General features: G+C 72.7%; 25 protein-coding genes and 1 pseudogene. 14 read left to right on the forward strand and 12 right to left on the reverse strand.

Going from position 1 to position 25,365, the window contains the following annotated elements; all coding sequences use genetic code 11:
* The first annotated feature begins 2 nt into the window (after nucleotides 1–2).
* Nucleotides 3–659 carry a GNAT family N-acetyltransferase gene (locus ACGFWJ_RS12710; RefSeq protein WP_392948330.1) on the forward strand — a complete coding sequence of 219 codons (657 nt, stop codon included), beginning with the start codon at nucleotides 3–5 and terminating at the stop codon, nucleotides 657–659.
* On the opposite strand, the gene ACGFWJ_RS12715 is transcribed toward ACGFWJ_RS12710, so the two are convergent.
* A complete protein-coding gene (locus ACGFWJ_RS12715) occupies nucleotides 656–1,741 on the reverse strand; it encodes a substrate-binding domain-containing protein (protein WP_392948332.1) in 1,086 nt (361 codons plus the stop codon). The genes ACGFWJ_RS12710 and ACGFWJ_RS12715 overlap by 4 nt on opposite strands.
* Before the next feature lie 205 nt (nucleotides 1,742–1,946).
* Between ACGFWJ_RS12715 and ACGFWJ_RS12720 the strand changes: the two genes are divergently transcribed.
* Together ACGFWJ_RS12720 and ACGFWJ_RS12725 are read left to right on the forward strand one after the other, a co-directional pair.
* A complete protein-coding gene (locus tag ACGFWJ_RS12720) occupies nucleotides 1,947–2,450 on the forward strand; it encodes a hypothetical protein (RefSeq protein ID WP_392948335.1) in 504 nt (167 codons plus the stop codon).
* Nucleotides 2,451–2,492: 42 nt separating this feature from the next.
* Nucleotides 2,493–4,112: a right-handed parallel beta-helix repeat-containing protein gene (locus tag ACGFWJ_RS12725; RefSeq protein ID WP_392948338.1), complete on the forward strand. Its 1,620-nt coding sequence runs from the start codon at nucleotides 2,493–2,495 to the stop codon at nucleotides 4,110–4,112.
* 16 nt (nucleotides 4,113–4,128) lie between these two features.
* Here ACGFWJ_RS12725 and ACGFWJ_RS12730 read toward each other — a convergent pair whose 3' ends face one another.
* Nucleotides 4,129–5,739, reverse strand: coding sequence for an ABC-F family ATP-binding cassette domain-containing protein (locus tag ACGFWJ_RS12730; protein ID WP_392948340.1), 1,611 nt, complete (start codon nucleotides 5,737–5,739; stop codon nucleotides 4,129–4,131).
* 360 nt (nucleotides 5,740–6,099) lie between these two features.
* Here ACGFWJ_RS12730 and ACGFWJ_RS12735 point away from each other — a divergent pair, with 360 nt between their 5' ends.
* The 3 genes from ACGFWJ_RS12735 (at nucleotide 6,100) to ACGFWJ_RS12745 (ending at nucleotide 9,336) form a co-directional block, all read left to right on the forward strand.
* The gene (locus ACGFWJ_RS12735) at nucleotides 6,100–7,746 is read left to right on the forward strand and encodes an ABC-F family ATP-binding cassette domain-containing protein (RefSeq protein ID WP_387863711.1); all 1,647 of its coding nucleotides are present in this window, start codon (nucleotides 6,100–6,102) and stop codon (nucleotides 7,744–7,746) included.
* A gap of 168 nt (nucleotides 7,747–7,914) precedes the next feature.
* Nucleotides 7,915–8,595 (forward strand): nitroreductase family protein, encoded by a 681-nt coding sequence (locus ACGFWJ_RS12740; RefSeq protein WP_387645523.1) that lies wholly within the window; start codon nucleotides 7,915–7,917, stop codon nucleotides 8,593–8,595.
* A gap of 132 nt (nucleotides 8,596–8,727) precedes the next feature.
* Complete coding sequence (locus tag ACGFWJ_RS12745) at nucleotides 8,728–9,336, forward strand: GNAT family N-acetyltransferase (RefSeq protein ID WP_392948344.1); 609 nt, start codon at nucleotides 8,728–8,730, stop codon at nucleotides 9,334–9,336.
* 155 nt (nucleotides 9,337–9,491) lie between these two features.
* On the opposite strand, the gene ACGFWJ_RS12750 is transcribed toward ACGFWJ_RS12745, so the two are convergent.
* Nucleotides 9,492–10,112 carry a TetR/AcrR family transcriptional regulator gene (locus ACGFWJ_RS12750; protein WP_387863716.1) on the reverse strand — a complete coding sequence of 207 codons (621 nt, stop codon included), beginning with the start codon at nucleotides 10,110–10,112 and terminating at the stop codon, nucleotides 9,492–9,494.
* A gap of 157 nt (nucleotides 10,113–10,269) precedes the next feature.
* Here ACGFWJ_RS12750 and ACGFWJ_RS12755 point away from each other — a divergent pair, with 157 nt between their 5' ends.
* The 5 genes from ACGFWJ_RS12755 to ACGFWJ_RS12775 all read left to right on the forward strand — a co-directional run bounded on the left by ACGFWJ_RS12755 (nucleotide 10,270) and on the right by ACGFWJ_RS12775 (nucleotide 14,491).
* Nucleotides 10,270–10,935, forward strand: coding sequence for an FMN-dependent NADH-azoreductase (locus tag ACGFWJ_RS12755; RefSeq protein WP_392948347.1), 666 nt, complete (start codon nucleotides 10,270–10,272; stop codon nucleotides 10,933–10,935).
* Between the two features lie 307 nt (nucleotides 10,936–11,242).
* On the forward strand, nucleotides 11,243–11,974 hold the full coding sequence (locus tag ACGFWJ_RS12760) for an ATP-binding cassette domain-containing protein (protein ID WP_392948349.1): 732 nt from the start codon (nucleotides 11,243–11,245) through the stop codon (nucleotides 11,972–11,974).
* The gene (locus ACGFWJ_RS12765; protein WP_392948352.1) at nucleotides 11,974–13,191 is read left to right on the forward strand and encodes a hypothetical protein; all 1,218 of its coding nucleotides are present in this window, start codon (nucleotides 11,974–11,976) and stop codon (nucleotides 13,189–13,191) included. The genes ACGFWJ_RS12760 and ACGFWJ_RS12765 overlap by 1 nt, the downstream gene beginning before the upstream one ends.
* Before the next feature lie 2 nt (nucleotides 13,192–13,193).
* Nucleotides 13,194–13,784, forward strand: coding sequence for a hypothetical protein (locus ACGFWJ_RS12770; RefSeq protein ID WP_392948355.1), 591 nt, complete (start codon nucleotides 13,194–13,196; stop codon nucleotides 13,782–13,784).
* Between the two features lie 140 nt (nucleotides 13,785–13,924).
* Nucleotides 13,925–14,491: an NUDIX domain-containing protein gene (locus tag ACGFWJ_RS12775; protein WP_392948358.1), complete on the forward strand. Its 567-nt coding sequence runs from the start codon at nucleotides 13,925–13,927 to the stop codon at nucleotides 14,489–14,491.
* 1 nt (nucleotide 14,492) lies between these two features.
* On the opposite strand, the gene ACGFWJ_RS12780 is transcribed toward ACGFWJ_RS12775, so the two are convergent.
* Together ACGFWJ_RS12780 and ACGFWJ_RS12785 are read right to left on the reverse strand one after the other, a co-directional pair.
* The gene (locus tag ACGFWJ_RS12780; protein ID WP_392948361.1) at nucleotides 14,493–14,798 is read right to left on the reverse strand and encodes a hypothetical protein; all 306 of its coding nucleotides are present in this window, start codon (nucleotides 14,796–14,798) and stop codon (nucleotides 14,493–14,495) included.
* A 424-nt stretch (nucleotides 14,799–15,222) separates the two neighbouring features.
* Nucleotides 15,223–17,541: a Tex family protein gene (locus tag ACGFWJ_RS12785; RefSeq protein WP_392948727.1), complete on the reverse strand. Its 2,319-nt coding sequence runs from the start codon at nucleotides 17,539–17,541 to the stop codon at nucleotides 15,223–15,225.
* 238 nt (nucleotides 17,542–17,779) lie between these two features.
* On the opposite strand from ACGFWJ_RS12785, the gene ACGFWJ_RS12790 reads away from it, so the two are divergent.
* Nucleotides 17,780–19,057: a glycosyltransferase 87 family protein gene (locus ACGFWJ_RS12790; protein ID WP_392948364.1), complete on the forward strand. Its 1,278-nt coding sequence runs from the start codon at nucleotides 17,780–17,782 to the stop codon at nucleotides 19,055–19,057.
* 31 nt (nucleotides 19,058–19,088) lie between these two features.
* A complete protein-coding gene (locus ACGFWJ_RS12795) occupies nucleotides 19,089–19,472 on the forward strand; it encodes a PPOX class F420-dependent oxidoreductase (RefSeq protein ID WP_392948367.1) in 384 nt (127 codons plus the stop codon).
* Between the two features lie 7 nt (nucleotides 19,473–19,479).
* Here ACGFWJ_RS12795 and ACGFWJ_RS12800 read toward each other — a convergent pair whose 3' ends face one another.
* From ACGFWJ_RS12800 to ACGFWJ_RS12825, 6 genes are all read right to left on the reverse strand, one after another.
* Entirely contained in the window at nucleotides 19,480–20,256 is a 777-nt protein-coding gene (locus tag ACGFWJ_RS12800; RefSeq protein ID WP_392948369.1) for an SGNH/GDSL hydrolase family protein, read from the reverse strand.
* A gap of 37 nt (nucleotides 20,257–20,293) precedes the next feature.
* Entirely contained in the window at nucleotides 20,294–21,547 is a 1,254-nt protein-coding gene (locus ACGFWJ_RS12805) for a cytochrome P450 (RefSeq protein WP_392948371.1), read from the reverse strand.
* Nucleotides 21,548–21,687: 140 nt separating this feature from the next.
* Nucleotides 21,688–22,488 (reverse strand): family 1 encapsulin nanocompartment shell protein, encoded by an 801-nt coding sequence (locus ACGFWJ_RS12810; protein WP_392948374.1) that lies wholly within the window; start codon nucleotides 22,486–22,488, stop codon nucleotides 21,688–21,690.
* Nucleotides 22,485–23,546: a Dyp-type peroxidase gene (locus ACGFWJ_RS12815; RefSeq protein ID WP_392948377.1), complete on the reverse strand. Its 1,062-nt coding sequence runs from the start codon at nucleotides 23,544–23,546 to the stop codon at nucleotides 22,485–22,487. Before ACGFWJ_RS12815 ends, ACGFWJ_RS12810 begins: the two co-directional genes overlap by 4 nt.
* A gap of 113 nt (nucleotides 23,547–23,659) precedes the next feature.
* Nucleotides 23,660–24,172 carry a hypothetical protein gene (locus ACGFWJ_RS12820; protein ID WP_392948380.1) on the reverse strand — a complete coding sequence of 171 codons (513 nt, stop codon included), beginning with the start codon at nucleotides 24,170–24,172 and terminating at the stop codon, nucleotides 23,660–23,662.
* 11 nt (nucleotides 24,173–24,183) lie between these two features.
* The gene (locus tag ACGFWJ_RS12825) at nucleotides 24,184–24,648 is read right to left on the reverse strand and encodes a hypothetical protein (RefSeq protein WP_387645566.1); all 465 of its coding nucleotides are present in this window, start codon (nucleotides 24,646–24,648) and stop codon (nucleotides 24,184–24,186) included.
* Between ACGFWJ_RS12825 and ACGFWJ_RS12830 the strand changes: the two genes are divergently transcribed.
* On the forward strand, nucleotides 24,647–24,826 hold the full coding sequence (locus ACGFWJ_RS12830; protein WP_392948382.1) for a hypothetical protein: 180 nt from the start codon (nucleotides 24,647–24,649) through the stop codon (nucleotides 24,824–24,826). The two genes, ACGFWJ_RS12825 and ACGFWJ_RS12830, sit on opposite strands and share 2 nt — an antisense overlap.
* Before the next feature lie 130 nt (nucleotides 24,827–24,956).
* Here the strand turns inward: ACGFWJ_RS12830 and ACGFWJ_RS12835 are convergent.
* Nucleotides 24,957–25,313: pseudogene (locus tag ACGFWJ_RS12835) on the reverse strand (winged helix-turn-helix transcriptional regulator); the annotation flags it as partial.
* Between the last annotated feature and the right edge of the window lie 52 nt (nucleotides 25,314–25,365).

A 25,365-nucleotide genomic window follows, 5' to 3' on the forward strand; every position in this document is an offset into this window, starting at 1 on the left:
ACATGCTGATCGATCACTGGCCCGTACTGGGCCTGCGTCTGAGGACGCCCCGGCTCGAACTCCGGCTGCCCGGGGACGCGGAGTTGGCCGCACTGGCGGCGCTCGCGGCGGACGGCATCCACGAACCCGACCGCATGCCCTTCATGGTCCCGTGGACGGACCTGCCGCCCGCCGAGCGCGCCCGCTCGGTGGTGCAGCACCACTGGCGGCGGCTCGGCTCGTGGGCGCCGGACGACTGGGCGCTCAACCTCACCGTGCTCGCGGACGGGCAGGTGGTGGGCCTGCAGACCGTCGCCGCACGGAACTTCGGTGTGCTGCGGCAAGTGAGCACCGGATCGTGGCTGGGCGCGCGGCACCAGGGGCGGGGCATCGGCACGGAGATGCGCGCGGCCGTCCTGCACCTGGCCTTCGCGGGGCTGGGCGCCGACGAGGCGGTCTCGGCCGCGTTCGCGGACAACCCCGCCTCGTCCGCCGTCTCCCGCAAGCACGGCTACCGGCCGGACGGTATCGAGCACGTCGTGGTGCGCGGCCGCCGGGTGACGTCCCACCGGTACCGGCTGACCCGCGCCGACTGGGAGGCCGGCCGCACCACACCCGTCACGATCGACGGCCTCGCGCCCTGCCTCCCCCTCTTCGGCCTGCCCGCCGCGGAACGCTAGGCCCCGCCCTCGCCCCCGCAGGAGGTGCGGACCTTCAGGGTGGGGAGCAGTTCGACGTGGTACGCGGGCAGGCCGGCTCCGCCGTCGAGGCGGCGGAGCAGGATTTCGAGGGCGGTGGCGCCGACGGACTTCTTGGGCGGGGCGACGGCGGTGAGCGGGGGTGCGGCGAGGGCGGCGAAGACGTCGTCGTAGGAGATCAGCGCGACGTTCTCGGGGACGCGCAGGCCGCGGATCCGCAGCAGGGGCGGGAGTTGGATGGCGTCCTGGTCGTTGTGGACGAGGACGGCGCGGACGCCGTCGGCGACGGCTTCGGCGATCTGCTGGGCGACCCATTCGGGGTCGGGGACGCCGGCGGGGGTGCCGGGGCGGTGCATGTCGATGACGGGGCGGGTGCGCAGGCCGAGCAGCGGGCCGGCTTCGGCGTAGCCGGTGCGGACCTGGTGGGCCGTCCAGGTGTCGGCGCGGGCGGCGAGCAGCACGGTGTCGTGGCCGAGGGTGGCGAGGTGGCGCAGGGCGAGCAGGACGCCGTGGCGGTGGTCGGAGCCGACCGCGTCGAGTTCGGCGGCGGCGCTTCCGGGGTCGGCCTTGCGTTCCACCAGGACGGCGGGGACGGGGAGTTCGGCGAGCCAGTGGTGGTCGCCGGGGTGGTGCGGCGGGTCTCCGGGCTGCCAGTTGGGGGTGAGCAGCAGGCCGTCGACGCCGGATTCGAGCAGGCGCTCGACCTGGGCGCGGTCGTCGCGGGCCTCGTAGGCGGCGATGCCGAGGACGAGTCGGGCGCCGGCGGTGGCGGCGGCGGCGCGGGCGCCGGCGATCACTTCGTCGAAGTAGGAGCCGACGGTGGGGACGAGCATGCCGATGACCCGGTCGTGGTGGCCGGGGCGGGCGTTCGGGCCGCTGTCGGGGAGGGCGACGGAGCCGTGCGAACGGGCGAGTTCGCCCGCGTCGGCGAGGGCGGCGACGTCCCGGCGGACGGTGACCGCGGGGATGCCGAGGCGGGCGGCCAGGTCGACCACCCGGACGGTGCCGAGGTCGCGCACGACCTGCAGGATCCGCGTCCGGCGTTCGTCTGCCGTGACGGTCATGGCGTCCCCTCCTGGTTCGGGCCGCGGCCCGGGCGGGCCGCGATGGCAGTTGCCGCGACCGGTGCGACGACAACTACCCGATCAATTTTTATCATTCGATCGCCATTCGATCGAAAGGTCTGAATGTATTGACTCGATCACATGGTCAACCTACGGTGCCGGAACGGGCGCCCCATCCCACCCTCCATTCTCGGGAGTCCCAACGATGCTCCTGCACCGTTCCCTCCGGCGTGCCCTGCCGCTGGCACTGGCCGCCGCCACCCTCCTGACCCCCGCGCTGCCGGCAGCCACCGCGGACGCCGCCACCAGCACCGCGTGGTACCTGGACTGTTCGGCCACCAACGACGGCTCGGGCAGCCAGGCCGCCCCGTGGAACAGCCTCGCCTCCGCCAATGCGCACCTCTTCCAGCCCGGTGACCAGTTGCTGCTCAAGCGCGGCGCGACCTGCACCGGCACCCTGCGGCCGCAGGGCTCCGGAACGGCCGGCGCGCCGATCATCCTGGCGGGCTACGGTACCGGCACCGCCCGCCCGGTGGTGGCCGGCGACCCGGCGAGTGCCGCGTCAGGCAGCCTTTGCCCGTCAAGGAGCGGCGTCCGGTGCGTGCTATCGGCGTGCCGGACGGAAGCCCTCGTACTGGATGTACTTGGGTTTTCGACCGGTGCGGCGAGAGTGCGTGCCGGGCGTCGCGACGGGGCGAAGGTTGCCTGACGCGGCACTAACAGCCAGAACGCGGCCGTCCACCTCTACAACGTGGAGCAGTGGGAGATCCGCGACCTGGAGATCACCTTCCGGGACACCGCCGCCACCAAGCGGGAGCGCAACGGCCTGCTGGTGGAGATCGCCGACCTGCCGAGCGGCGTCGGCACCCACTACCTGGTGGACGACGTGTACGTGCACGACGTCAACGGCGATGCCACCAAGTGGTCGAACGGCATCCAGTTCCGGGTCTCCGGCACCACCACGCCGACCAACTTCGACGACGTCACGGTGCAGAACTCGCAGATCGCACACGTCGACCGGGAGGGGCTGACCAACCGCTCGACCTGGATGTGCCGGCCCAGCTACGGCACCGGCGACGGCTGCGGCACCACCAACAACTGGCGGGCCAGCACCCGGCTGGTGTTCCGCGGCAACACCATCCAGGACACCGGCGGCGACGGCATCGTGGTGCGGGCCCCCGACCACGCGCTGGTCGAGCACAACACCGCCTTCGACCTGGCGATGCGCCCGATGGGCTCCAACGCCGGGATCTGGACCATCAATTCGGACTTCACGACGGTCCAGTACAACGAGGTGCACCACGTGCGCCGGCTCTCCGACAACAACGACGGCATGGCCTTCGATTCGGACTACGGCAACAACGGGGCGCTGTTCCAGTACAACTACAGCCACGACAACCAGGGCGGCTTCATGTTGTTCTGCGGCGCCTGCGGGGCGGGCTCGTCCTCGACCGGCACGGTGGTGCGGAACAATCTGAGCCGGGCCGACCAGAGCCGCTGGCTGTTCGCGGTCGGTGAGAAGAACGCCCGGATGTACAACAACACCGTGTACCTGCCGGCCGGTTCGACCACGCCGATCATCCAGCAGGGCTCCGGGACCTCGACCACCGCGCTGAGCGGCAACCTCTTCTACAACCTGGGCAGCGGCGGCTACACCGGCTTCGGCACCAGCACCTACAAGCCCGGCGACTTCAGCTGGGACGCCAACGCCTTCTTCGGCACCCACCCGGCCAACGAGCCGGCCGACGCCCGGAAGGTGACGGCCGACCCGCAGCCGGCGAACCCGGGCGGCGCCGACCCGGCCGACTACCGGTTGGGCGCCGCCTCCCCGGCCCGGGGCGCGGGCGCCGTCGTCCCCGCCAATGGCGGGCAGGACTTCTTCGGCGCCCCGGTGCCGCAGGTGTGCCGCCCCGACATCGGCTTCCAGCAGGCCAGTGCCTTCGACGACGCGGGCTGCAGCGCGCCCGACCCCGTCCGCAACGGCGGTTTCGAGGCCGGGACGCTCGCCCCGTGGACGTACTACGGCGGCGTGCAGCTGGACACCGCCAACCCGCACAGCGGCAGCGCCGCCGTCCGGGTCGGACCCGCGCAGGCCGCCGCCGAGCAGGTGATCGCCGTACAGCCCAACACCAGCTACCGGCTGACCGGTTGGGGCCGGGTGTCGGCGGCCGGCACCGAACTGTCGCTGGGCGCCAAGGAGTACGACACCGCCGGCTCCAGCAACCGGGCGGCGTTCACCGCGACGGGCTGGAGCCAGGGCTCGGCCGTCTTCACCACCGGCCCGACCGCCACTACCGCGCGCATCTACTGCTACGCGCGCACCGGCAGCGGCTACGGCTGGTGCGACGACGTGACCGTCACCAAGGCCTGACGCCGCAGGAAGCAGCTCAGCGCGGATCCACCGCGTGGAGCTCACCCCCGTCCCACTCCAGCCAGCGGGTGATGCCGATCTCCCGCAGGAACGGATAGTCGTGGCTGGCGACGACCAGCGCGCCCCGGTAGCCCGCGAGGGCCTGGGTGAGCTGGCGGACGCTGGCCAGATCCAGGTTGTTGGTCGGCTCGTCGAGCAGCAGCAGCTGCGGCGGCGGGTCGGCCAGCAGCAGCGCCGCCAGCGTCGCCCGGAAGCGCTCTCCGCCGGAGAGCGTGCCGGCCGGCTGATCGGCCCGGGCGCCGCGGAACAGGAACCGGGCGAGCCTGGCCCGGATGTCGTTGTCGGTGGCGGCCGGGGCGTGCGCCTTCACGTTCCGGAAGACGGTGGCTTCGTCGTCCAGCACGTCGAGGCGCTGCGGCAGGTACCGCATCGGCACCGGCGTGGTGATCATGCCCTCGGTGGGGGCGAGTTCGCCCGCGACGGTGCGCAGCAGCGTGGTCTTGCCGGAGCCGTTGCGGCCGATCAGGGCGACCCGCTCGGGGCCGCGCAGCTCCAGGTCGACCGCGCCGCCGTAGGCCAGCCGCACCCGTTCGAGCAGCAGCACGCTGCGCCCGGCGGGGACGGCGGTGCGGGGCAGGTCGATGCGGATCTCCGCGTCGTCCCGGACCGCCTCCTCCGCGGTGGCGAGCCGCTCCTTGGCCTCGTTGAGGCGTTCGGTGTGCATGCCGCGCAGACGGCCGGCGGTCTCCTCCCCCTTGCCCTGGAGCTTGTCGGCCAGGGCCTTGGGGTCGTTGCGCCGCACCGAGCGGGACTTGCCGTAGGCCGCGGACTTGGCGAGCCGCTGACTGGCCTCGACCAGATCCCGCTTCTGCCGCTTCACATCGGCCTCGGCGTTGCGGACCAGGCGCTCGGCGGTCTCCTGCTCGGCCGCCAGGGTCTCCTGGTAGGCGCTGAAGTTGCCGCCGTACCAGGTGACTTCGCCGTCCCGCAGGTCGGCGATCTGGTCGACCCGCTCCAGCAGCTCCCGGTCGTGGCTGACCAGCAGCAGCACGCCCGGAAAGGCCGTCACGGCGTCGTACAGCCGGGCCCGGGCCTGGGCGTCCAGGTTGTTGGTGGGCTCGTCGAGCAGCAGCACGTCGGGGCGGCGCAGCAGCAGGGCCGCCAGGTGCAGCAGAACGGCCTGGCCACCGGAGAGTTCGCCGGTGGTGCGGTCGAGGTGCAGCCCCGTCAGGCCGAGCCGGTCGAGGGTGGCGCGGGCGCGCTCCTCGACGTCCCAGTCGTCGCCGACGGCGGTGAAGTGCCGCTCGTCGACGTCTCCCGACTCGATGGCGTGCAGGGCCTCGCGCTTGGCCCGGATGCCGAGCGTCTCGTCCACCCGCTGGTCGGACGCGACCGTCAGGTCCTGTGGCAGGTAGGCGAGTTCACCGGCGACCCGGACGGTGCCGGAGGCCGGGGTGAGCTCGCCCGCGATCAGCCGCAGCAGGGTGGACTTGCCGGCGCCGTTCAGGCCGACCAGCCCGGTGCGGCCGGGGCCGACCGCGAGATGGAAACCGCTCAGCACAGGGCGGCCGTCGGGCCATTCGAAGCCGAGGTCGGTGCAGAGGATCGAGGTGGTGGGTTGCGCCATGGAGGGCCTCCGTCAGTTGCCGTGGAAAAGGGGACAACACGGGGAGACACCGAGGACGCGGCTGCGAGAAGGGCCGTCACGGGAAAGAAAAAAACCCGCACGGGAGCCATGGATCGCTGCCCAGCCGAGGTCGCACTCGCGTCCGCACACCAGGAAACCCGGAAACAACACGGGTGTGGCGTGGCGCGGTGTCTCATGACCTCAGACAAGCAACGGCCTTCTCCAGACATGCGGGAATGTGACGCCTCCGAGCGTACGGAACCCCCGCCGCCGGATGCAACGGAATTAACTCCCGGTGTCGTACGCCCCACATCCGGCCCGGCCGGGAGCGCTTCGCTCTCCGTCTAAAATCGACTCATCATGACTGCCACTCTCGTCGTCAAGGACCTCGCCGCCGGCCACGGTGAGCGCACGCTGTTTGCCGGGCTGGACCTGGTCGTCGCCCCCGGGGACGTGATCGGGCTGGTCGGGGTGAACGGCGCGGGCAAGTCCACGCTGTTGCGGCTGCTGGCCGGGCTGGACGCGCCGGAGGGCGGCAGCCTGAAGCTGAGCCCGCCGACGGCGAATGTCGGGCACCTGCCGCAGGAGCCGGAGCGGCGGGAGGGCGAGTCGGTGCGCGACTTCCTGGCCCGCCGGACGGGCGTCGCGGCGGCACAGGCCGCGCTGGACGAGGCGACCGAGGGTCTGGTGGAGGGCCGTCCGGGCGCGGACGACGCGTACGCGGTGAGCCTGGACCGCTGGCTCGACCTGGGCGGCGCGGACCTGGACGAGCGCGCCGAGGAGGTCGCCGACCAGCTGGGTCTGAAGGTTTCGCTGGACCTGCCGATGACGGCGCTGTCCGGTGGCCAGGCGGCCCGCGCGGGCCTGGCCTCGCTGCTGCTGTCCCGCTACGACGTGTTCCTGCTGGACGAGCCGACCAACGACCTGGACCTGGACGGCCTGGAGCGCCTGGAGTCGTTCGTCAAGGGCCTGCGCGCGGGCACCGTGCTGATCAGCCACGACCGCGAGTTCCTGGCCCGCACCGTGACCCGGGTGCTCGAGCTGGATCTGCACCAGCACCAGGTGAACCTGTACGGCGGCGGCTACGAGTCCTACCTGGAGGAGCGGGCGATCTCCCGCCGGCACGCCCGCGAGCAGTACGAGGAGTACGCGGACACCAAGGCCGGTCTGGAGGCGCGCGCGCAGATGCAGCGCAACTGGATGGACAACGGCGTCCGCAACGCCCGGCGCAAGGGCGGCGACAACGACAAGAAGGCCCGTGCGCAGCGCGCCGAGTCCAGCGAGAAGCAGGCCGCGAAGGCCCGCCAGACCCAGCGGATGATCGAGCGGCTGGACGTGGTGGAGGAGCCCCGCAAGGAGTGGGAGCTGCGGATGGAGATCGCCGCCGCGCCGCGTTCCGGTTCGGTGGTGGCGACGCTCCGGCAGGCGTCGGTCAAGCGCGGCGATTTCGTGTTCGGCCCGGTGGATCTGCAGATCGACTGGGCGGACCGGGTGGCGATCACCGGCGCGAACGGCGCGGGCAAGTCGACGCTGCTGGCGGCGCTGCTGGGCCGGCTGGAGCTGGACTCGGGCAGTGCGGCGCTCGGTTCGGGCGTGCAGATCGGCGAGGTCGAGCAGGCCCGCGGCCACCTGTTCGGCGGCGACGCCGGGCGTCCGCTGCTGGAGGCGTTCTCCGCCGCCGTGCCGGACCTGAACCCGGAGGACGTCCGCACCCTGCTGGCCAAGTTCGGCCTGAAGGCGGTGCACGTGATGCGCCCGGCCGCGACGCTGTCGCCGGGCGAGCGGACCAGGGCGGCGCTGGCGCTGTTGCAGGCCCGCGGGGTGAACCTGCTGGTGCTGGACGAGCCGACGAACCACCTGGACCTGCCCGCCATCGAGCAGTTGGAGTCGGCGCTGGCCTCCTACACCGGCACGCTGCTGCTGGTCACCCACGACCGCCGGATGCTGGACACGGTGAAGGTGAACCGGCGGCTGGTGGTCGCGGACGGCCGGGTCACCGAGGCCTGACCGACAGGTCGTGGCAGCCCTGGCACAGCCCGGCACGGCCTGACCGACAGGTCGCGGCAGCCCTGGCACAGCCCGGCACGGCCTGACCGACAGGTCGCGGCAGCCCTGGCAAGTAATGGCAAGGCCGAGCCTTCCGCCGAGCACCTGTCATGTGCTGTGCTGTCGCCCATGGTTGACAGTGCATCCACCACCGAAGCGCCGTCCTTTCCGACGGTGCCCCTGCGTCCGATGAGTGTGCCTGCCGAGCAGGCGGCGGACCGCTGCCGGGACTTCCACGAGGTGATGGCGCAGCGCCGCACCGTCCGCGACTATTCGACCCGCCCGCTCCCCGAGGGCGTGCTGGAGTGGGCGATCCGCACGGCGGCGACGGCGCCCAGCGGCGCGCACGTGCAGCCGTGGCGGTTCGTGGTGGTGACCGATCCGGAGCGCAAGCAGCGGCTGCGGGAGGCTGCCGAGGCGGAGGAGCGGGAGTTCTACGCGCACCGGGCGTCCGAGGAGTGGCTGACGGCGCTGGCCCCGATCGGCACCGACTGGCGCAAGCCGTTCCTGGAGGACGCGCCCGCGGTGATCGTGGTGTTCGAGGTGCACAAGGGCCCCAACTCGCCGCGCCCGTACTACACGAAGGAGAGCGTGGGCATCGCCGTCGGCCTGCTGCTGGCCTCGCTGCACCAGGCGGGCCTGGCGACGCTGACGCACACGCCGAGCCCGATGCGCTTCCTGAACGAGATCTGCGACCGTCCGCAGGAGGAGCGCGCCGCGTACGTGATCCCGGTCGGCTACCCGGCGGACGACGCCCGGGTGCCGGACCTGGAGCGCAAGCCGCTGGACGAGGTGCTGGTCCGGCTCTGACGGCGGGCAGCGTGCGGGCGGGGTCGGCGCTCCGGGCGTGCGCGACCCCGCCCCGGCCCGGGCCGTGAACAAGCCGTGTTGGTACGGAATATCGCTGGTCGGAGCGGTTGCGGATGACCCATACTCGCGATCATGAGTCATTCCACCGACGCTCCTGACACCGGTGCCTCCGAGCACACCGCACACCCGCTGACCGCGGGCCGCCCGCCCGAGCTGCTGCCGATCGGCGGCGGCGCCCACCTGCGCCGCCGCCGGCTGGCCGACGCCGCCGCGCTGAACGCCGCGGTGCTCGCCAACCTCGACCACCTGCGCCCCTACATGCCGTGGGCCGCCAACGCGCCGACGCTGCCCGAGAGCGAGCAGCTCGCGGTGCGCGGCGAGCAGGTCTGGGACGAGGGCACCGACTTCATGTACCTGCTCGGCCTGGACGCCGAACCGGCCCTCGTGATCGGCGGCTTCGGCCTGCACGGCCGGCTCGGCCCGGGCGCGCTGGAGATCGGCTACTGGGTGCACCGCGAGCACACCGGCCGCGGCCTGGCCACCGCCGCCGCCCGCGCGCTCACCGAGGCCGCGCTCGCCCTGCCGGGCATCACCCGGGCGGAGATCCACTGCGACGAGTCGAACACCGCGAGCGCCGCCGTGCCGCGCAAGCTCGGCTACACGCTGGACCGGATCGACTCGGCGGCGCCGACCGCCCCGGCGGAGACCGGCCGCAAGATGATCTGGGTGACGGGCTCCTGACGCTCGCTCGGCAGTACTGACGGGGACGGACGGCGGCCGTCCCCGTTCGCGTTTCCGACGCGCTTCCAACGCGCTTCCAACGCGCCCTCCGACCGCCGACCGCCGACCGCCGACCGCCGACCGCCGAAGAAACGTTTCCCGGCGACCGTGACGTCTCAGCGCCGGGCGAGCCGTTCGATCAACGCCTGCCAGCCGTCGGCGAGCAGCGTGGGGAGGTCGCCCTGGCAGCTCTCGGCGCGCTGCTCGGCATCGGCCGGGTCCATCGCCAGGAACAGCAGCGGTGGGCCTTCGAGGGCGCTGGTGAGCTGGAAGGCGAGGGTGTCCAGGTCGGACAGGCCGAGCCCCGCCTGCCCGATCAGCATCCGGATGTGCGGCTGGGTGAACACCGGCCCGCCGGCCGGGACGGCGCCCTTGCGTTCGATCGCGGCGCGCGCGATGTCGTGCCGCGCCAGCAGGAACACCGTCCGCTCGCGGCCGTAGGCGATCAGCCGGTCGATCGGGTCGGCGCCGGGGCCGAGCGGCGGCGCGCCGGTCAGCACCTCGTTCTGGAAGCACCGTTCCTCGGCGTCCAGCAGGGCGCGGAAGATGCCGGCCCGGGTGCCGAAGCGGCGGAACACGGTGCCCTTGCCCAGGCCGGCCCGTTCGGCGAGCCCGTCCATGGTGACCTTCTCGGTGCCGAGCTCGGCGATCATCTCGCGGGCCGTGCACAGCAGCGCCTCGCGGTTGCGGGCCGCGTCCGCGCGCTCGACGGGGGGTTTGCCGAAGGGGACGTCCATGGCTGCCAATTTACCTTCCGAGCGAAACGGGGTAAAGTCCGTTTCATCGAAGCGGGGTAAAGTCCGCTTCGACGGGAGCGCCACCCCAGGGCGCCGCCCCCTGCCCTGCCTGCCCACGGCCGCCTCCCCGGCGGGCCGGAATCCGAGGAGAACTGTCATGCACCTGTTCCGCCTGGACGCCAGCATCATGCCCGCCACCTCGAGCAGCTCCGAACTGGCCGACACCGCCCACGCCGAGTGGACCGCCGCCCACCCGGAGAGCACCGTCACCCACCGCCACCTGGGCACCGACCCGCTGCCCGCCGACGCCTGGACCCACGCCGCCATCGCCGCCTTCACCCCCGCCGAACAGCACACCGACGAGCAGCGCGCCGCCGCCGAGCTCGGCAACCAGCTCGCCGACGAACTGCGCTCCGCGGACGCCGCGATCATCGCCGTCCCGCTGTACAACTGGGGCGTCTCGCAGCACTTCAAGACCTGGCTCGACGTGGTGATCGCCGGCGCCGGCCCGACCGCCCAGCTGCTCAAGGACAAGCCCGTCCTGCTCGTCACCTCCGCCGGCGGCGGCTTCGCCCCCGGCACCCCCCGCGAGGGCTGGGACCACTCCACCCCCTACCTGGAGCGCATCCTGCGCGACGTCTGGGGCGCCGACCTCACCGTGGTCCGCCGCGAACTCACCATGGCCGCCGTCAACCCCGCCATGGAAAGCCTCCGCGGCCTGGCCGCTGAGTACCACACCCAGGCCCTGGACGCCGCCCGCGACGCCGGCAAGCAGCTGGTCACCGCCCAGAACGCCGAAAACCGCCTGGTCACCGCCGCCTGACGCACCACCAACGCCCGGGCGCCGGAAGGGACTTCTCCCTCTCGGCGCCGGCCGCGTTCTCCGCTCCGCTCTGCCACCGGGAACAGGCAGCCTCACACCAGCCGTCGGAGCCGACCCGAGCCCAAGCCCCGCCCCGGAAAAACCGGAAAAGCAGTCGGCCCGGTCGGCGACACCGGGAAGAATGACCCGCATGCCTCCGCTCGACGCCGCGCCGCCGCCGGCCAGCCCCCCGGCCGCACCGCGAGCCCACCCCGAAGTCCGCGCGACAGCCGACGAGCCGGCCACCGCACCGGGGTGAGGGAACGTCATGCCGATCAAGCTGTCGAACTGCACCTTCGGTTATCGCCGCGGCCTGCCGGTCATCGAGCGGTTGAGCATCTCCTTCGAACCCGGGGCGACGGTGCTGCTCGGGCCCAACGGCGCCGGGAAGTCGACGCTGCTGGGAATCGCCGCCACGGCGCTGAAACCGAAGGCCGGTGAAGTCCGGCTCGGTGACAGCACCACCTCCGTCCGGGCGTACCGGCGCAAGGTCGGCTGGCTCCCGCAGCAGGTCCGCCCGGTGGCCGGGCTCAAGGTCCGCGAGCAGGTCGCGTACGGCGGCTGGCTCAAGGGTATGAGCCGCGCCGCCGCCTGGGACGCCTCGGCCGCCGCCCTCGCCAAGGTCCGGCTGACCCAGCTCGCCGACCGCCGCAGCACCGAACTCTCCGGCGGCCAGCTCCGCCGCCTCGGCATCGCCCAGGCGCTGGTGCACGACGCGGAGGTGGTGCTGCTCGACGAGCCCACCGCCGGTCTCGACCCGGCGCAGCGCGCGGCCTTCCGCAGACTGCTCGCCGAACTCCAGGACACCGTCAGCTTCATCGTGTCGACCCACCAGACCGAGGACCTGGCCGCGAGTTACCGCAGCGTGGTCGTCCTCGACCAGGGGCAGGTCCGGTACCAGGGCTCCATCGGCGAGTTCCTCGACCGGGCGCCGGCCGCGGTGTCCGAGGAGCGCCGGGCCGAGGCCGTGTACGCCCGACTCGTCGTCGAGGAGGCCTGATGCGCTGGTCCACTCTGCTGCGTACCTCGATCGCGCTCCGGGTCGCGCCGGCGCTGCTGATCTGGGTGGTGGCGTACGTCGGCAACCTCAACGCCTGGGTCGTGCAGGGCTATTGGGAGTCGGTCACGGCCCAGAGCTCGTTCCTGCTGGGCTTCACCGCCCCGGCCTGCGCCGCGTGCGCCGCCTGGGAGGGCGCCCGGGTGAAAGCCTCCCGGGTGCTGGACGGAGCGCCCGTCAGGTCGGCGGCGGCGATCGCCGGCCGGCGGATGCTGCCGGTCCTCGCGATGGGCCTGATCGCCGTGCTGCTGCCGCTCGCGCTGCTGGCACCGGAGGCCGCCGGGTCGCCGGGCGGTCCGACGCTGTCGGTCCTGGGCACCGAACTGCTCGTCGTGGCGGCCCACACCGCCCTCGGGTACGGCGCCGGCCACGCACTGCCGACGCTGCTCGCGGTGCCGCTGGTCACCGTGACGAGCTTCGTGTGGATGGCCTACCCGGCCTCGCTGAACACGCTCTGGGTACGGCAGTTGAACGGTCACAACCTCGCCGAGTGCTGCGCGCTCGACCAGCAGGTGTCGTACCGGGCGCTCGCCGCGACCTGCCTGGTCGCCGTCGGTGTGATCGCGGGCGCCCTGCTCCGGCTCGCCGGTGCGGCCTGGCCGCTGCGGGCGGTCTCGGCCCTCGCGGTCGCGGCCGCGCTGGCCGCCGGGTCGCTGGTCGCGATGCCGCTCGGGACCCGGGCGTCGGTGGCCCGGGACGAGAGCCTGCTGCGCTGCGACTCCGGACGTCCGCAACTCTGCCTGTGGCCGGAGCAACGCACGTCCGAGGCCGACATCCGCACCTGGGCGGACCAGGCGCACGCGCACCTCGCCGCCGCGGGCGTGCAGGACTCCGGCCGGCTGACCCTGCTCTCCGCGACCCCCTCGCGGGACGAGGTGATCAACGCGGTCGCCCACTCCGCCGTCACCCACACCGTGCCGGACTGCACCGGCAGTTGGCCGGGCTCCCGCGCCGTCGGACCGGTCGACGCCTGGCTGACGGCCAGCGCGGGCGGCAGGCTCCGCCAGGACGAGGCCCCACTGGTCCGCCAACTCCTCGCGTCCCCGGCCGACGCCCAACTCGCCTGGTTCCAGCGCAATGCGGAGACCCTGACGTCCTGCGACCGGACGCCGGACCTGGACCCGGCGCACTACCTCGCCGACCCACCGGGACGGGGTTAGCCGTGCTCTGGTGGCTGCGCGTCCGCGCCCTCCCGGCGGTACTGGCCGGCACCGCGCTGGCGGTACTGCTCGGCTCGCAGGCCCGGTCGATCGTGGTACCGGTTCCGATCGTGGTGGGCGGGATCTCCTTCCCACTGCCGATGGCCTTCCTCCTCCCACTGGTCCCGGTCTGCCTCTTCCTGTACGGCCTCGGCCGGGCTGACGCGGCCGCCGAACGGACGGCGGTGCGCCGCGTCCCGCTGCTGGACGTGGCCGCGGCGCTCACGGCGACGGTGGTGGCCGGCGCCGCCGGGCTCCACTCCGCGACGGGGGTGATGGTGGCCCGGGATTTCGCCGGCTACCTGGGCCTGGCGCTGATCGTCCGCTGGTGCGCGGGTGTGCTCACGGCGGGCCTGGTGGTGTCCGTGTTCCCGTTCGTCTGCGCCTCGTTGGGGATCCGGGCCGGCGTCCCCCGCGTCTGGGCCTGGCCGTTCCTGCCCGCCGGCTCGCTGCCTGCCGCCCTCGAAGTGCTGGTCCTGCTGTTTTCCGGCCTGCTGCTGCTGTGGCACGGCCCGCTGGAGTGGTCGCGGCGAGCGGATCTTGCCGCGAACTGACCCGCCGGAACGACCGGGAGGCCACCGTCGGGTGACGCCCCGGTGCGGTGAATTGACGTAAGGACACTGAAGGGTGACGTTCCGTCCGATTTGTTGACCACCCGGGTCCGGTTCCGCCCACTCAGGACTACGATCGATCGATGACGGACACAACGCCCAGAACAGACGACAGAGCCGCCGTCGCGGCCAGGTTCCCGGCCCTCCACGCGCCGCAGCGCTGGGAGTGGGGCGGCATGGACGTGCAGTTCACGACGGAACTGCCCCCGGACGAACTGGTCACCAACATCCACCTGGTGGGTTTCACCGAGGGCCGCGTGGTCCTCTGCCGCGACGTCCGCGGCCACTGGTTCCTGCCCGGCGGCACCCGCGAGGCCGCCGAGAGCATCGAGTCCTGCCTGGCCCGCGAACTCCGCGAAGAGGCCGGCGCCCGCCTCACCGGCCCCCCGACCTGGATCGGCCACCACCTCGCCGTCTCCGAGGGCCCCACCCCCTACCGCCCCTGGCAACCCCACCCCGTCAAGGCCTGGCTCTGGGGCTGGGCCGAGGTCCAGGTCGACTCCGCCCCCACCAACCCCGCCGACGGCGAACAGGTCCTCGAAGTCCGCCTCACCACCCCCGAAGAGGCCCAACACCTCCTCGCCCACCACCGCGAACCCTGGTGGCCCGAACTCGTGGCCCTGGCAACGGAATCCCGCACCGGCGGGTGAGTCAGAACGGACTTCCGTCCTGGAAGTCCGTGTGCCACCACTGAACGGCGGTGAGCACCACATGGCGATGGGGGCCGGTGACGATCTCGTACTCGACGAGGGCGGCGTGACCGTCGAGCGGAATGTCACGAGTGCAGGGATCGTCGCCGATCGGCACACTGGCCCCGTCCCACGGATCTCGCATGAGACGCAACTGCACGGCCAGCAGGGCGTGGTACAGCGAGTCCGGCGCGGCAACCAGCAGCTCTTCGACCTCCAACGAGGGCTCGACGGGCCACAGGTCGGCGGCGTCGAACTCCTCGTCCACCCCTACCCCTCCCGGTTCGCCCTCCGGCTCCGGAGCGAATCCCAGGAGCCCAGCGGGAGTGTACCCGCGCGGGCGGCGGCGGTTCGGGCCTCACGCCCACCACGCCGGTCCAGGGTGGCTCGACACCACCAGACCTCCAGCAGGCGTTCGAACGCCTCACCGGTAGCGGTCCGGCCGAGCTCGACGCGGAACTGCATGCGCCTGCTCGGCGAGAGCGCGGCCGCGATGCCGTCCGGCGTGCGGGGGATTCCGGGGCCCGCACCGGTGCAGTCGTGCGGTTGAGCGCTCACCGTTGCCTCCTCAGCCGGACCGCGGGTCGCTGTTTGTCCAACTTGCACACCCACTTGTATGGGGAATCTTACGCTGCGGGCAGCACAAGACGGCCGGACCCCTGCCATGGGGCCGGCCGTCGTGCGGAGGCCTGCTACTTGCCCAGGCCCGCGCGGCGGAGGGCGTCGGCCATCGCCGAGTTGGCGGGCGGCGGCGGAGTGCGGTCGTTCTGGCGGCGGTCCTGGCGCGGGGGGCGGGAGTCGCGGCGGGGTGCGCTCTCGCGGGGGGCGGCGGCAGGACGGGTCTCGTCGTCGAGGCGCAGGGTGAGGCCGATGCGCTTGCGCTGGACGTCGACGGCGGTGACCTTGGCGCGGACGATGTCGCCGGGCTTGACCACCTCGCGCGGGTCCTTGACGAAGTTCTTGGAGAGCGCGGAGACGTGCACCAGGCCGTCCTGGTGGACGCCGATGTCGACGAAGGCGCCGAACGCGGCGACGTTGGTGACGACGCCCTCCAGGATCATGCCGATCTCCAGGTCGGAGATCTTCTCGACGCCGTCCTTGAAGCTGGCGGTCTGGAACGCGGGCCGCGGGTCGCGCCCGGGCTTGTCGAGTTCGCCGAGGATGTCGGTGACGGTCGGCACGCCGAACTTGTCGTCGGCGAAGTCGCCGGGCCGCAGCGAACGCAGCACGGCGCCGTTGCCGATCAGGGCGCCCAGTTCGCCGCCGGTCGCGGCGAGGATCCGTCGCACCACGGGGTACGCCTCGGGGTGCACCGCGGACGCGTCGAGCGGGTCGTCGCCGTCGGGGATGCGCAGGAAGCCCGCGCACTGTTCGAACGCCTTCGGGCCGAGCCGTGCGACGTCCTTGAGCGCGCGCCGGGTCCGGAACGGCCCGTTCGCGTCGCGGTGGGCGACGATGTTGTCGGCCAGGGTGCCGGTGATGCCGGAGACCCGGGTGAGCAGCGGCGCGGAGGCGGTGTTGACGTCGACGCCGACGGCGTTGACGCAGTCCTCGACGACGGCGTCCAGCGAGCGGGAGAGCTTGAGTTCGCTCAGGTCGTGCTGGTACTGGCCGACGCCGATCGACTTGGGGTCGATCTTGACGAGTTCGGCCAGCGGGTCCTGCAGGCGGCGGGCGATGGAGACGGCGCCGCGGATGGAGACGTCCAGCTCGGGCAGTTCCTGGGCGGCGAACGCGGAGGCGGAGTACACGGACGCGCCGGCCTCGCTGACCATCACCTTGGTGAGCCCGAGCTCGGGGTGGCGCTTGATCAGGTCGGCGGCGAGCCGGTCGGTCTCCCGGGAGGCGGTGCCGTTGCCGATCGCCACCAGGTCGACGTCGTGTTCCGCGGCGAGCCGGGCGAGCACGCCCAGCGCCGCGTCCCACTTGTTGGCGGGCTGGTGCGGGTAGATCGTCTCGTACGCGACGACCTTGCCGGTGGCGTCGACCACGGCGACCTTGACGCCGGTGCGGAAGCCGGGGTCGAGGCCCATGGTGGCGCGGGTGCCGGCGGGGGCGGCGAGCAGCAGGTCGCGCAGGTTGGCGGCGAAAACGCGCACCGCCTCGTCCTCGGCCTCGGCGCGCAGCCGGGTGCGCTGGTCGATGCCGAGGCGGACCAGGATGCGGGTGCGCCAGGCCCAGCGGACGGTGTCGGTGAGCCACTTGTCGGCGGGCCGGCCGCGGTCGGCGATGCCGAACCGGGCGGAGATCCGCTGTTCGTAGTCGCTCGCGCCGGGGAGGTCTGCCTCTTCGGCGCCGTCGTACGGGGAGAGTTCGAGGTCGAGGACCTCTTCCTTCTCGCCGCGCAGCATGGCGAGGATCCGGTGCGAGGGCAGCTTGGTGTACGGCTCGGCGAAGTCGAAGTAGTCGGCGAACTTGGCGCCGTCCTGCTCCTTGCCGTCGCGGACCTTGGCGACCAGTCGGCCGCGGGTCCACATCCGGGTGCGCAGCGAGCCGACCAGGTCGGCGTCCTCGCCGAAGCGTTCGACGAGGATCGCGCGGGCGCCGTCCAGCGCGGCGGCGGCGTCGGCGACCTGCTCGCCCAGGAACGTGGCGGCGAGCGCGGCCGGGTCCTGGGTCGGGTCGGCGAGCAGCGTGTCGGCGAGCGGTTCGAGGCCGGCCTCGCGGGCGATCTGCGCCTTGGTGCGCCGCTTGGGCTTGTACGGGAGGTAGATGTCCTCGAGGCGGGCCTTGGAGTCGGCGGCGAGGATCTGGGCGCGCAGCTTGTCGTTGAGCTTGCCCTGGGAGTCGATGGACTCCAGGACGGCGGTCCGGCGCTCCTCCAGTTCGCGCAGGTAGCGCAGCCGCTCCTCGAGGGTGCGCAGCTGGGTGTCGTCGAGGGCGCCGGTGGCTTCCTTGCGGTAGCGCGCGATGAAGGGGACGGTCGCTCCGCCGTCGAGCAGGCCGACGGCGGCCTGCACCTGGTTCTCGCGGACGCCCAGTTCCTCGGCGATCTTGCGTTCGACGGGCATGGTCACGATGCCGGTCACCCTTTCTGGTGGTTTCGCTTTCTCGCCCGTGCATTCTGGCAGGTCCGGCCGACGGATATCCGTCGGCCGGGTGGCGGCAGGGGGCGTGGCGCGTTCCGGGGACGTCGGCGGACACGCACCGGCGCCCATCAAGGCGTGCCCGATTTGTCTGATATGAGAAAGTTCGCATGAAGGCTCGCCCCTGTAGTACGACCGCAGTACGACCGCACTGGAGGACACGGTGGCGCAGGTCCCCGCCCGGCCGATCCGCTGGACCCGCCCCGCGACCTGGCCGCGCGAGGTCGTCGCGCTGGCCGTGTACTGGATCGCCAGCCGGATGCTGATGATCGGCGTGATCCGCTCGGGCCGGCCCGAGAACGCCGTCGAGGTGGAGTGGCTGTACCAGGGCTGGTCCCAGGTGCTGCGCACCGGCACCTTCCCGGTGAACGACGTCACCTGGCAGTACCCGCCGGGCGCGGCGCTGTCGATGCTCGCGCCCGACCTGCTGCCGTTCCTGACGTACCTTCAGGCGTTCTGGCTGCTGATGCTGATCGCCGACGTACTGACCCTGTGGGCGCTGCTGCGGGTCTCGCTGGGGCGGCCCGGCCGTTCGACGTCGGGCGCGTGGATGTGGACGCTGACGCTGCCGCTGCTGCTCGGCCTGCCGTACGGCCGCTACGACCTGGCGGTGACGGCGCTGGCGGTGCTCGCGCTGCTGCTGCTTCCGGCCCGGCCGCGGCTGGGCGGGGCGCTGGCCGGGATCGGCGCGATGGTCAAGGTGTGGCCGGCGCTGACGGTGCTCGGCACCCCGCGCGGCCGCACCACCCGGCAGGCGTGGACGTCGATGGTGGTCGCCGCGCTCGCCCTGCTGCTGGTGCTGGCCGCGCTGTTCGACCACGCCTTCGACTTCCTGCACGCGCAGCGCGCCCGCGGCGTGGAGATCGAGTCGCTGGGCGGCACGGCCTTCCAGGTGGCCCGGCTGTTCGGCTGGCCCGGCCGGGTCGAGCACCACTACGGCTCGATGGAGTTCCTCGGCCCGTACGTGCACCGGGCGTCCCAGCTGTCCCTGCTGCTGACCGCCGCCGCGTTCGGCTGGTTGCTGCTGTGGCGGCTGCGCGCCCGCCGCTGGACGGCCGCCACCCCGTACGACGCGGCGCTCAGCGCGGTGCTGCTGTTCACCCTGACCAGCCGGGTGATCTCCCCGCAGTACCTGATCTGGCTGGTCGGGCTGGCCGCGGTCTGCCTGTCCGTGCGGGGCACCTGCCAGCGGCCGGTGGCGCTGCTGCTGATCCCGGTGGTGGGTCTGACCACCGTCGACTACCCGCTGTTCTTCGAGGCGGCGATGGTCGGCGGCTGGCGGCCCACTGTGGTGATCGTGGCCCGCAACGGGCTGCTGCTGGCGGCGGGTCTGTGGTCGGCCGGCCGGCTGTGGCGGGCCACCGTCCCGTCCCGTGCCCGCCGCGCCGCGGACGCGCCCGCCGGGCCCCGGCCGGACGCCGATCCGGTCCGCACCTCCTGACGCACCGGCCGCCGGCCGTACACTCGCGGCCATGGCCGACACCGAATTGGACCGGCTCGCCGCCGGAAAGTACCTGCTGGTCACCAGTTACCGCAAGGACGGCAGGGCCGTGCCGACCGCGGTGTGGATGGTGCGCGACGGCGACACCCTCGGGGTGTGGACCGCCGCCGAATCGTGGAAGGTCAAGCGGATCCGGCGGCGCGCCGACGTCCTGGTCGGCGCGTGCGACCTGCGCGGCAACCCCAGCGGCGAGAGCGTGCCGGCCACCGCGACGATCGCCGACGCGGCCACCACCGAGCGCTACCGGAAGCTGCTCGCCCGCAAGTACCACGTGCTCTTCTGGCTCACCCACCTCGGCAGCCTGCTGCGCCGCGGCCGGACCGGCACCGTCGGCCTCACCATCCGGCTGTCCTGACGGCGCCTCAGGCCTGGTAGGGCAGCAGCTCCGGGCGCTTGGCGGGCCGCCCGTCGCCGGAGGAACGGCCGCGCAGCCGCCGGCCGATCCACGGGCCGACGTGGGTGCGCAGCCAGCGGGCGTCCTCGCGGACCTTCTGGCCCCGGGTGCGGGTGTCGGGCTCGGCGAGCGGCGCCCGCCAGTCCTCCTCGGACGGGCGGCCGAGTGCCTCCAGCACCGCCAGCGCGACCCGGCGGTGGCCCTCCGGCGACAGGTGCAGCCGGTCCTCCGCCCACAGCCGGCGGTCGTCGAACGCGGGCGCCGAGAACAGGTCGACCAGCACCACCCGGCCCGGGTACTCCCGGACCGTCCGTTCGACGAACGCCTTCATCCGCAGGATCGCCGGCAGCAGTCGCGCGCTGCCGGCCATCCGCCGGGTCGGGTCGGTCGAGGTGAACAGCACCACGGTGCGGCCCTCGGCGACCAGTTCGGCGGTGCACTCGCCGAGCCGCCGCTCCACCTCGGCGACGTCGCACCCGGGCCGCAGTACGTCGTTCAGCCCGCCCGCCAGCGTCACCAGGTCGGCGTCGGTCGCGGCCGCCAGGCCCACCTGCTCGTCCCGGATCTGGCCGATCAGCTTGCCCCGCACGGCGAGGTTCGCGTACCGGAAGCCGTCCTGCTCGGCCGCCAGCACGCCCGCGACCCGGTCCGCCCAGCCCAGGAACTCCCCGTCCGGCAGGACGTCGTCGCACATCCCCTCGGTGAACGAGTCCCCGACCGCCACCATCGCCCGGTACTGCCGCACACCGCCTCCTGGATTCTCGCTCCTGCCCCGCCCCACCCTACCCAGGCGTAACCGGGGCGCTGCGGGGCCGGGGCACCACCTCCACGGCCTCCGGGCCGTTGACGACCAGCGACGGGAGGCGGGCGGGCCGCTGCCCGGGTTCGGCCAGGGCCAGCTCGGGCAGTCGCTCGAACAGGGTGCTCAGTGCCACCTCCGCCTCCAGCCGGGCCAGCGGTGCGCCGACGCAGAAGTGCGGGCCGTGGCCGAACGCCAGGTGGCTCTTGTCCGCGCGGGTGGGGTCGAACTCGTCGGGGCGGTCCGGGTGTTCCTGCGGGTCGCGGCCCGCGGCGGCGAAGCCGACCATGATCGGGGCGCCCTTGGCGATCAGCACGCCCTCGCCGAGGTCGATGTCCTCCAGCGCGTACCGCAGCGGGACGTACATGACGGGGCCTTCCACCCGCAGCGTCTCCTCGATCACGTCCGTCCAGTCGATCGTGCCCGCCCGCAGCCGGGCCAGTTGCTCGGGGTGGGTGAGCAGTTCCAGCGCGGCGCTGGAGATCAGGTTGACGGCCGTCTCGAAGCCGGCGGCGATCATCGTGAACAGCGTGCCGACCAACTCGTGTTCCGCCAGCGGCTGTTCGCCCGGCCGGTCGGAGAGCAGCAGGTCGCTGGTCAGGTCCGCGCCCGGGTTGGCCCGCTTGTGGGCGGCCAACTCGCCGAGGCGCTCGTAGAGTTCGTTCTGCACGGCGAGCGCGGCGTCCTCGGCCATGGAGGAGTCCAGCGCCCGGTCGATCAGCGCGCCCAGCCTCTCGCGCCGCTCCTCGGGCACGCCGAACAGGTCGCAGATCACCGTCATGGTCAGCGGCCTCGCCAGCGCGGACCGCAGGTCGGCGCACTCACCCGGAGCGAGCGCGCCGAGTGCCGCCACCAGCTGGTCGGCCATCGCCTGCACCTGGGGGCGCATCAGTTTGACCCGGCGCGGCATGAAGCTCGGGGCGATCCGGCCCCTGGCCCGGCGGTGCTCCTCGCCGTACCGGTTGACCAGGCTGTCCTGGAACGCCACCGACCCCAGCACCCAGCCGTCCGGTACGTCCGCCATCCCCGGCCAGTGGCGGCGGAAGTCCCGCGACACCCGCGGGTCGGTGGTCAGTGCCTGGATCACGCTGTGCCTGGTCACCGACCAGGCGCGGACCCGGCCCGGCAGCTCGACCAGCACCGCCGGGCCCTGCACCCGCAGTTCGGCGGCCTCCGCGTGCGGCGAGGCCGCGGTGGGGTCGAGAAACGGACACTTGGGAACGGAAGGATCGGACACGGCGTGCTCCCCTCATCACCGAACGCCCTTGCGATGCCTCACATCGTCGCGCCCCCGCCCGACCCCCGGAAGCCTCCCTTCACCATTGGCCTGATTCCGCCCCTCCCAACACCAACTCCCGCTCCACTGAAGCCAATTGATCAGTCGGAGGTGAGGGACACCGAGGCCTCGGGGGTGTGCAGTTGGAAGGTGAGCGACTCCTGCAGGTAGAGGTGGACGGTGCTGTCGTCGTGCGAGAGGTAGCCGATCGACAGGTCCTCGCCGAGGTGGAGTTCGAAGTCGCCGCCGCGGGCGGAGAGCAGGATGGCGCCCTCGACGGCGGGGGCCCAGATGATGTCGCCGTCGAGCAGCCGGGCGAGGTGGTTGTGGACGGGGTAGCCGTGGTCGGAGGTCTCGTTGACGGCGGTGAAGATGTCGGCGCCGAGCAGCAGCGAGTAGGGGCCGCCGACGCCGGCCAGGCGCAGCACGGTGAGGCCGCGGCTGACGGCGTTGGGGTACTCGCGGACGTCGGCGGGCAGGGCGACGGGGTGGTTGCTGGAGCCGTCCCGGATGCCGGTGATGCCGGCGGCGGACCAGCCGTCGAAGACGGCGCGGTCCTCGGCGAGGGCGATGGTGCGGGCGGCGTCCTTGACCGGGTCCCAGTCGGAGTCCTTGGAGCCGCGTTCGACGTCGTCCACGGCGGCCCGGGTGACGGTGAACGGGACGCGCAGTTCGACCAGTGCCCGGCATTCCCGGGCCCGGGCCTGGACGTTGTAGGACGGGGCGGCGATGTCGGCGAGGTGGCCGGTGCCGATCGCGGCGAGTTCCGGCCCGTCGGGGCCGAGCAGGTCGATCACCCGGCGGCCGGCCAGGTGCAGGGTGAAGGTGCGCCGGGCCTCCTCCTCGATTTCGGCCCAGGCGGCGGCGGAGACGGGCGCCAGCTCGCGGTGCAGGTTGTTCACGGGGAGAGACTCCTCTTCAGGCTGCCGATGTGGAGACTGCCGTCCCGGGCCGCCGAAGGTACGGACGGTTCCGGTGGCTGCGGTGCGGACGGTGCGTCGGTGCGCGCCCGGGCCGCGTCGGGGGTGCCGGGCGCGGGCGGCGGGTCGCTCAGGAAGTCCTTGCTCGGGACGTGGAAAAGCGTCCCGGTGACGGGAGTCGAGAAGTCCAGCAGCCGGTCGTGGGTGGCGGGCCCGCGGCCGAGGAACATGTTGCGGAGCATCTCCTCGGTCACCCACGGGTCGCGGGCGTAGCCGATGAAGTAGGTGCCGCACTCGCCGCCCTCGGTGAACGAGCCGAACGGCATGTTCAGCCGCCAGATGTCGAGCCCCTCCCCGTCCGGCCCGGTGACGGTGTTCAGCGCGACGTGCGAGTCCGCCGGCTTGGCCGCATCGTCCAGTTCGACGTTGTCGAGCTTGGTGCGCCCGATGATCAGCTCCTGCCGTTCGGTGCTGAGCGCGTTCCAACCGGCCATGTCGTGCAGGTACTTCTGCACGATGACGTAGGAGCCGCCGGCGAACGCCGGGTCCTCCTCGCCGATCAGCACGGCGTCGGTGGCGTCCTGGCCGACCGGGTTCTCCGTGCCGTCGACGAAGCCGATCAGGTCGCGGCAGTCGAAGTACCGGAAGCCGTGCGTCTCGTCGAGGACGCTCACCGCGGCGCCGAGCCGGCCGGTGATCTTGGTGGCGAGTTCGAAGCACAGGTCCATGCGTTCGGCGCGGACGTGCAGCAGCAGGTCGCCGGGGGTGGCGGGGGCGAGGTGCCGGGACCCGGCCAACTCCTCGAAGGGGTGCAGCCCGGCGGGGCGGGGGCCGGCGAACAGCCGGTCCCAGGCGTCCGATCCGATGCCGACGACCAGAGCCAGCCCGTCGTGCGGGGCGCGGCTGCCGACCGAGCGGGTCAGCCCGCCGAGGTCGGGCAGCAGGTCGCGGACGGTCTGCTCGCCACCGTCCTCGATGCCGAGCACCAGGAACACGGCGGCCCCGGTCAGATTGGCGAGGACCGGTTGGGGCTGCGGCATGGCGGATGCTCCCAGGGGGGACGATCGGACGCCCGCCGACCATACCGGGCAAAAGGCCCAAGACTCCGCGATAGCACCCTAATCGGGCGTGTCCCCATGCTGGGGAACCGCTGTCAGGCGGACGCCCCGATCGCGGCCACGGTCAGCACCAGCAGCGCGAACAGGCCGCCGTACACGGCGAGATGGAAGCGGCCCCCGCGGCCGGTGAAGCGCAGCCAGTGGCGGCCCGGCTCGTCGACGGACTCGCCGCACAGTACGCCGAAGACCGTGCCGAACAGCAACACCCCCGGGACGTAGCCGAACAGCAGTTGAGCGAGGCCCGACTGCCCGTCCGAATCCTCCGCGTAGAGGTCGCCGAGGGCAGTTGCGAACAGGACGACCAGCAGAAGCAGGAGCAGCGCGACCAGCACGGCGGGCCGCCGGTTCACGGGCCGGCGCTCCCACAGCGAGCGCATGGGGCCGCCCGCCGGCATGAGCGCCGCACCCAGGAGGCCGGATGGGAACTCGCCGTCACCGAGCAGCGCCATGACCCCCCAGGCCAGCAGGATCAGGGCCACCCCCAGGCCCGCCCCGAGCGCCCCCGCCGCCAGCCCGCCCAGCGCGCGCGAGCGGTCGGTCTCCGGCATGTCCCCTCCTCCTACTGGGCGTTGAGCACCGCGATCCCCGAATCCCCGGCCTCGAACCCGGCGAGCAGTTCGTCCAGGGTATGCACCGGCCCGAGGTGGTCGATCAGCAGGACGGCCTGCTTCTCGCCGTCCTGCTCGGCCGGCTCGAAGTCGGTGACGAGTTCGCGGCGCAGCAGCGTCACCCAGCCGCCCTCGTCCAACTGTCGCTCTGGTGCGGCGAGTTCCTCGTCGAGCACGGCCCGCTGGGCGACCAGCGTGACGGCCAGCCGGTCGCCGGTGCGGGTGTAGCGGGCGGAGAGGTCGAAGGGCAGCAGGTAGAAGACGCCCTCCTCGCCCTCGTGGCCGCGGTCCAGCAGGCGGAAGGCGGCCTGTTCACCGGGGTCGGCGGACTCGCCGTCCAGCGAGAGCAGCACCCCGATCTCGTCCGGCCCGAACGGGGGTACGGCGGTGATCCACATGCGCGAGGAGTCGTCCATGGCCGCCAGCCAAGCACAACTCGCCGACAGCACCGAGCTATTGGGCCGGTCCTCCGCCGGTCCAGGTGTGGTTGGCGGAGCGGTGGTGCCGGGCCGCCGCGACGTCCCGGCCGACGGCGGCGCGGTGGGCCTCGGTGTGGTCGTACGCCGGGCGCCGGCGCCCGAACCGGCGGCGTGACCAGCGGTAGACATCGACAAGCATCGCGATTGGACGCAGCACAGCGGAACCCCCCGTTCGCCGCCGGGCGACCGGTCGTGCCCGGACAAGGTGATTTTACCCAACTGTGGTACGGCTCAACTCATTTGGCGGCGTACCAGTGTCCGCGGAAGGCGTCGGTCGGGCGCGGCTCGCCGAGTTCGGGGGTACCCCAGTGGGCGAGCGCCTCGATGACGGGGCGCAGTTCGGTGCCGCGGTCGGTGAGTTCGTAGACGGTGGCGTTGGCGGGGCGCTCCAGGCGGCGGCGCTCGACCAGTCCTTCGGCCTCCAGCTGCTTGAGGCGGGTCGCCAGGATGTCGGTGGAGACGCCCGGCAGGTCGGCGTGCAGGTCGGTGTAGCGGCGCGGTCCGCCGAGGAGTTCACGGACGATCAGGAGGCTCCAGCGCTCCCCGACCGCGTCCAGGGCGCGGGCGACGGCGCAGTACTGGTCGTAGCTTCGGCGTGGCATGTCGTCAGCATAGCCAAGAAGTTGGACTTTCCAAGTGCTCACTTGGTAGAAC

The organism is Kitasatospora sp. NPDC048407 (assembly GCF_043200475.1).
Classification (GTDB): Bacteria; Actinomycetota; Actinomycetes; order Streptomycetales; family Streptomycetaceae; genus Kitasatospora.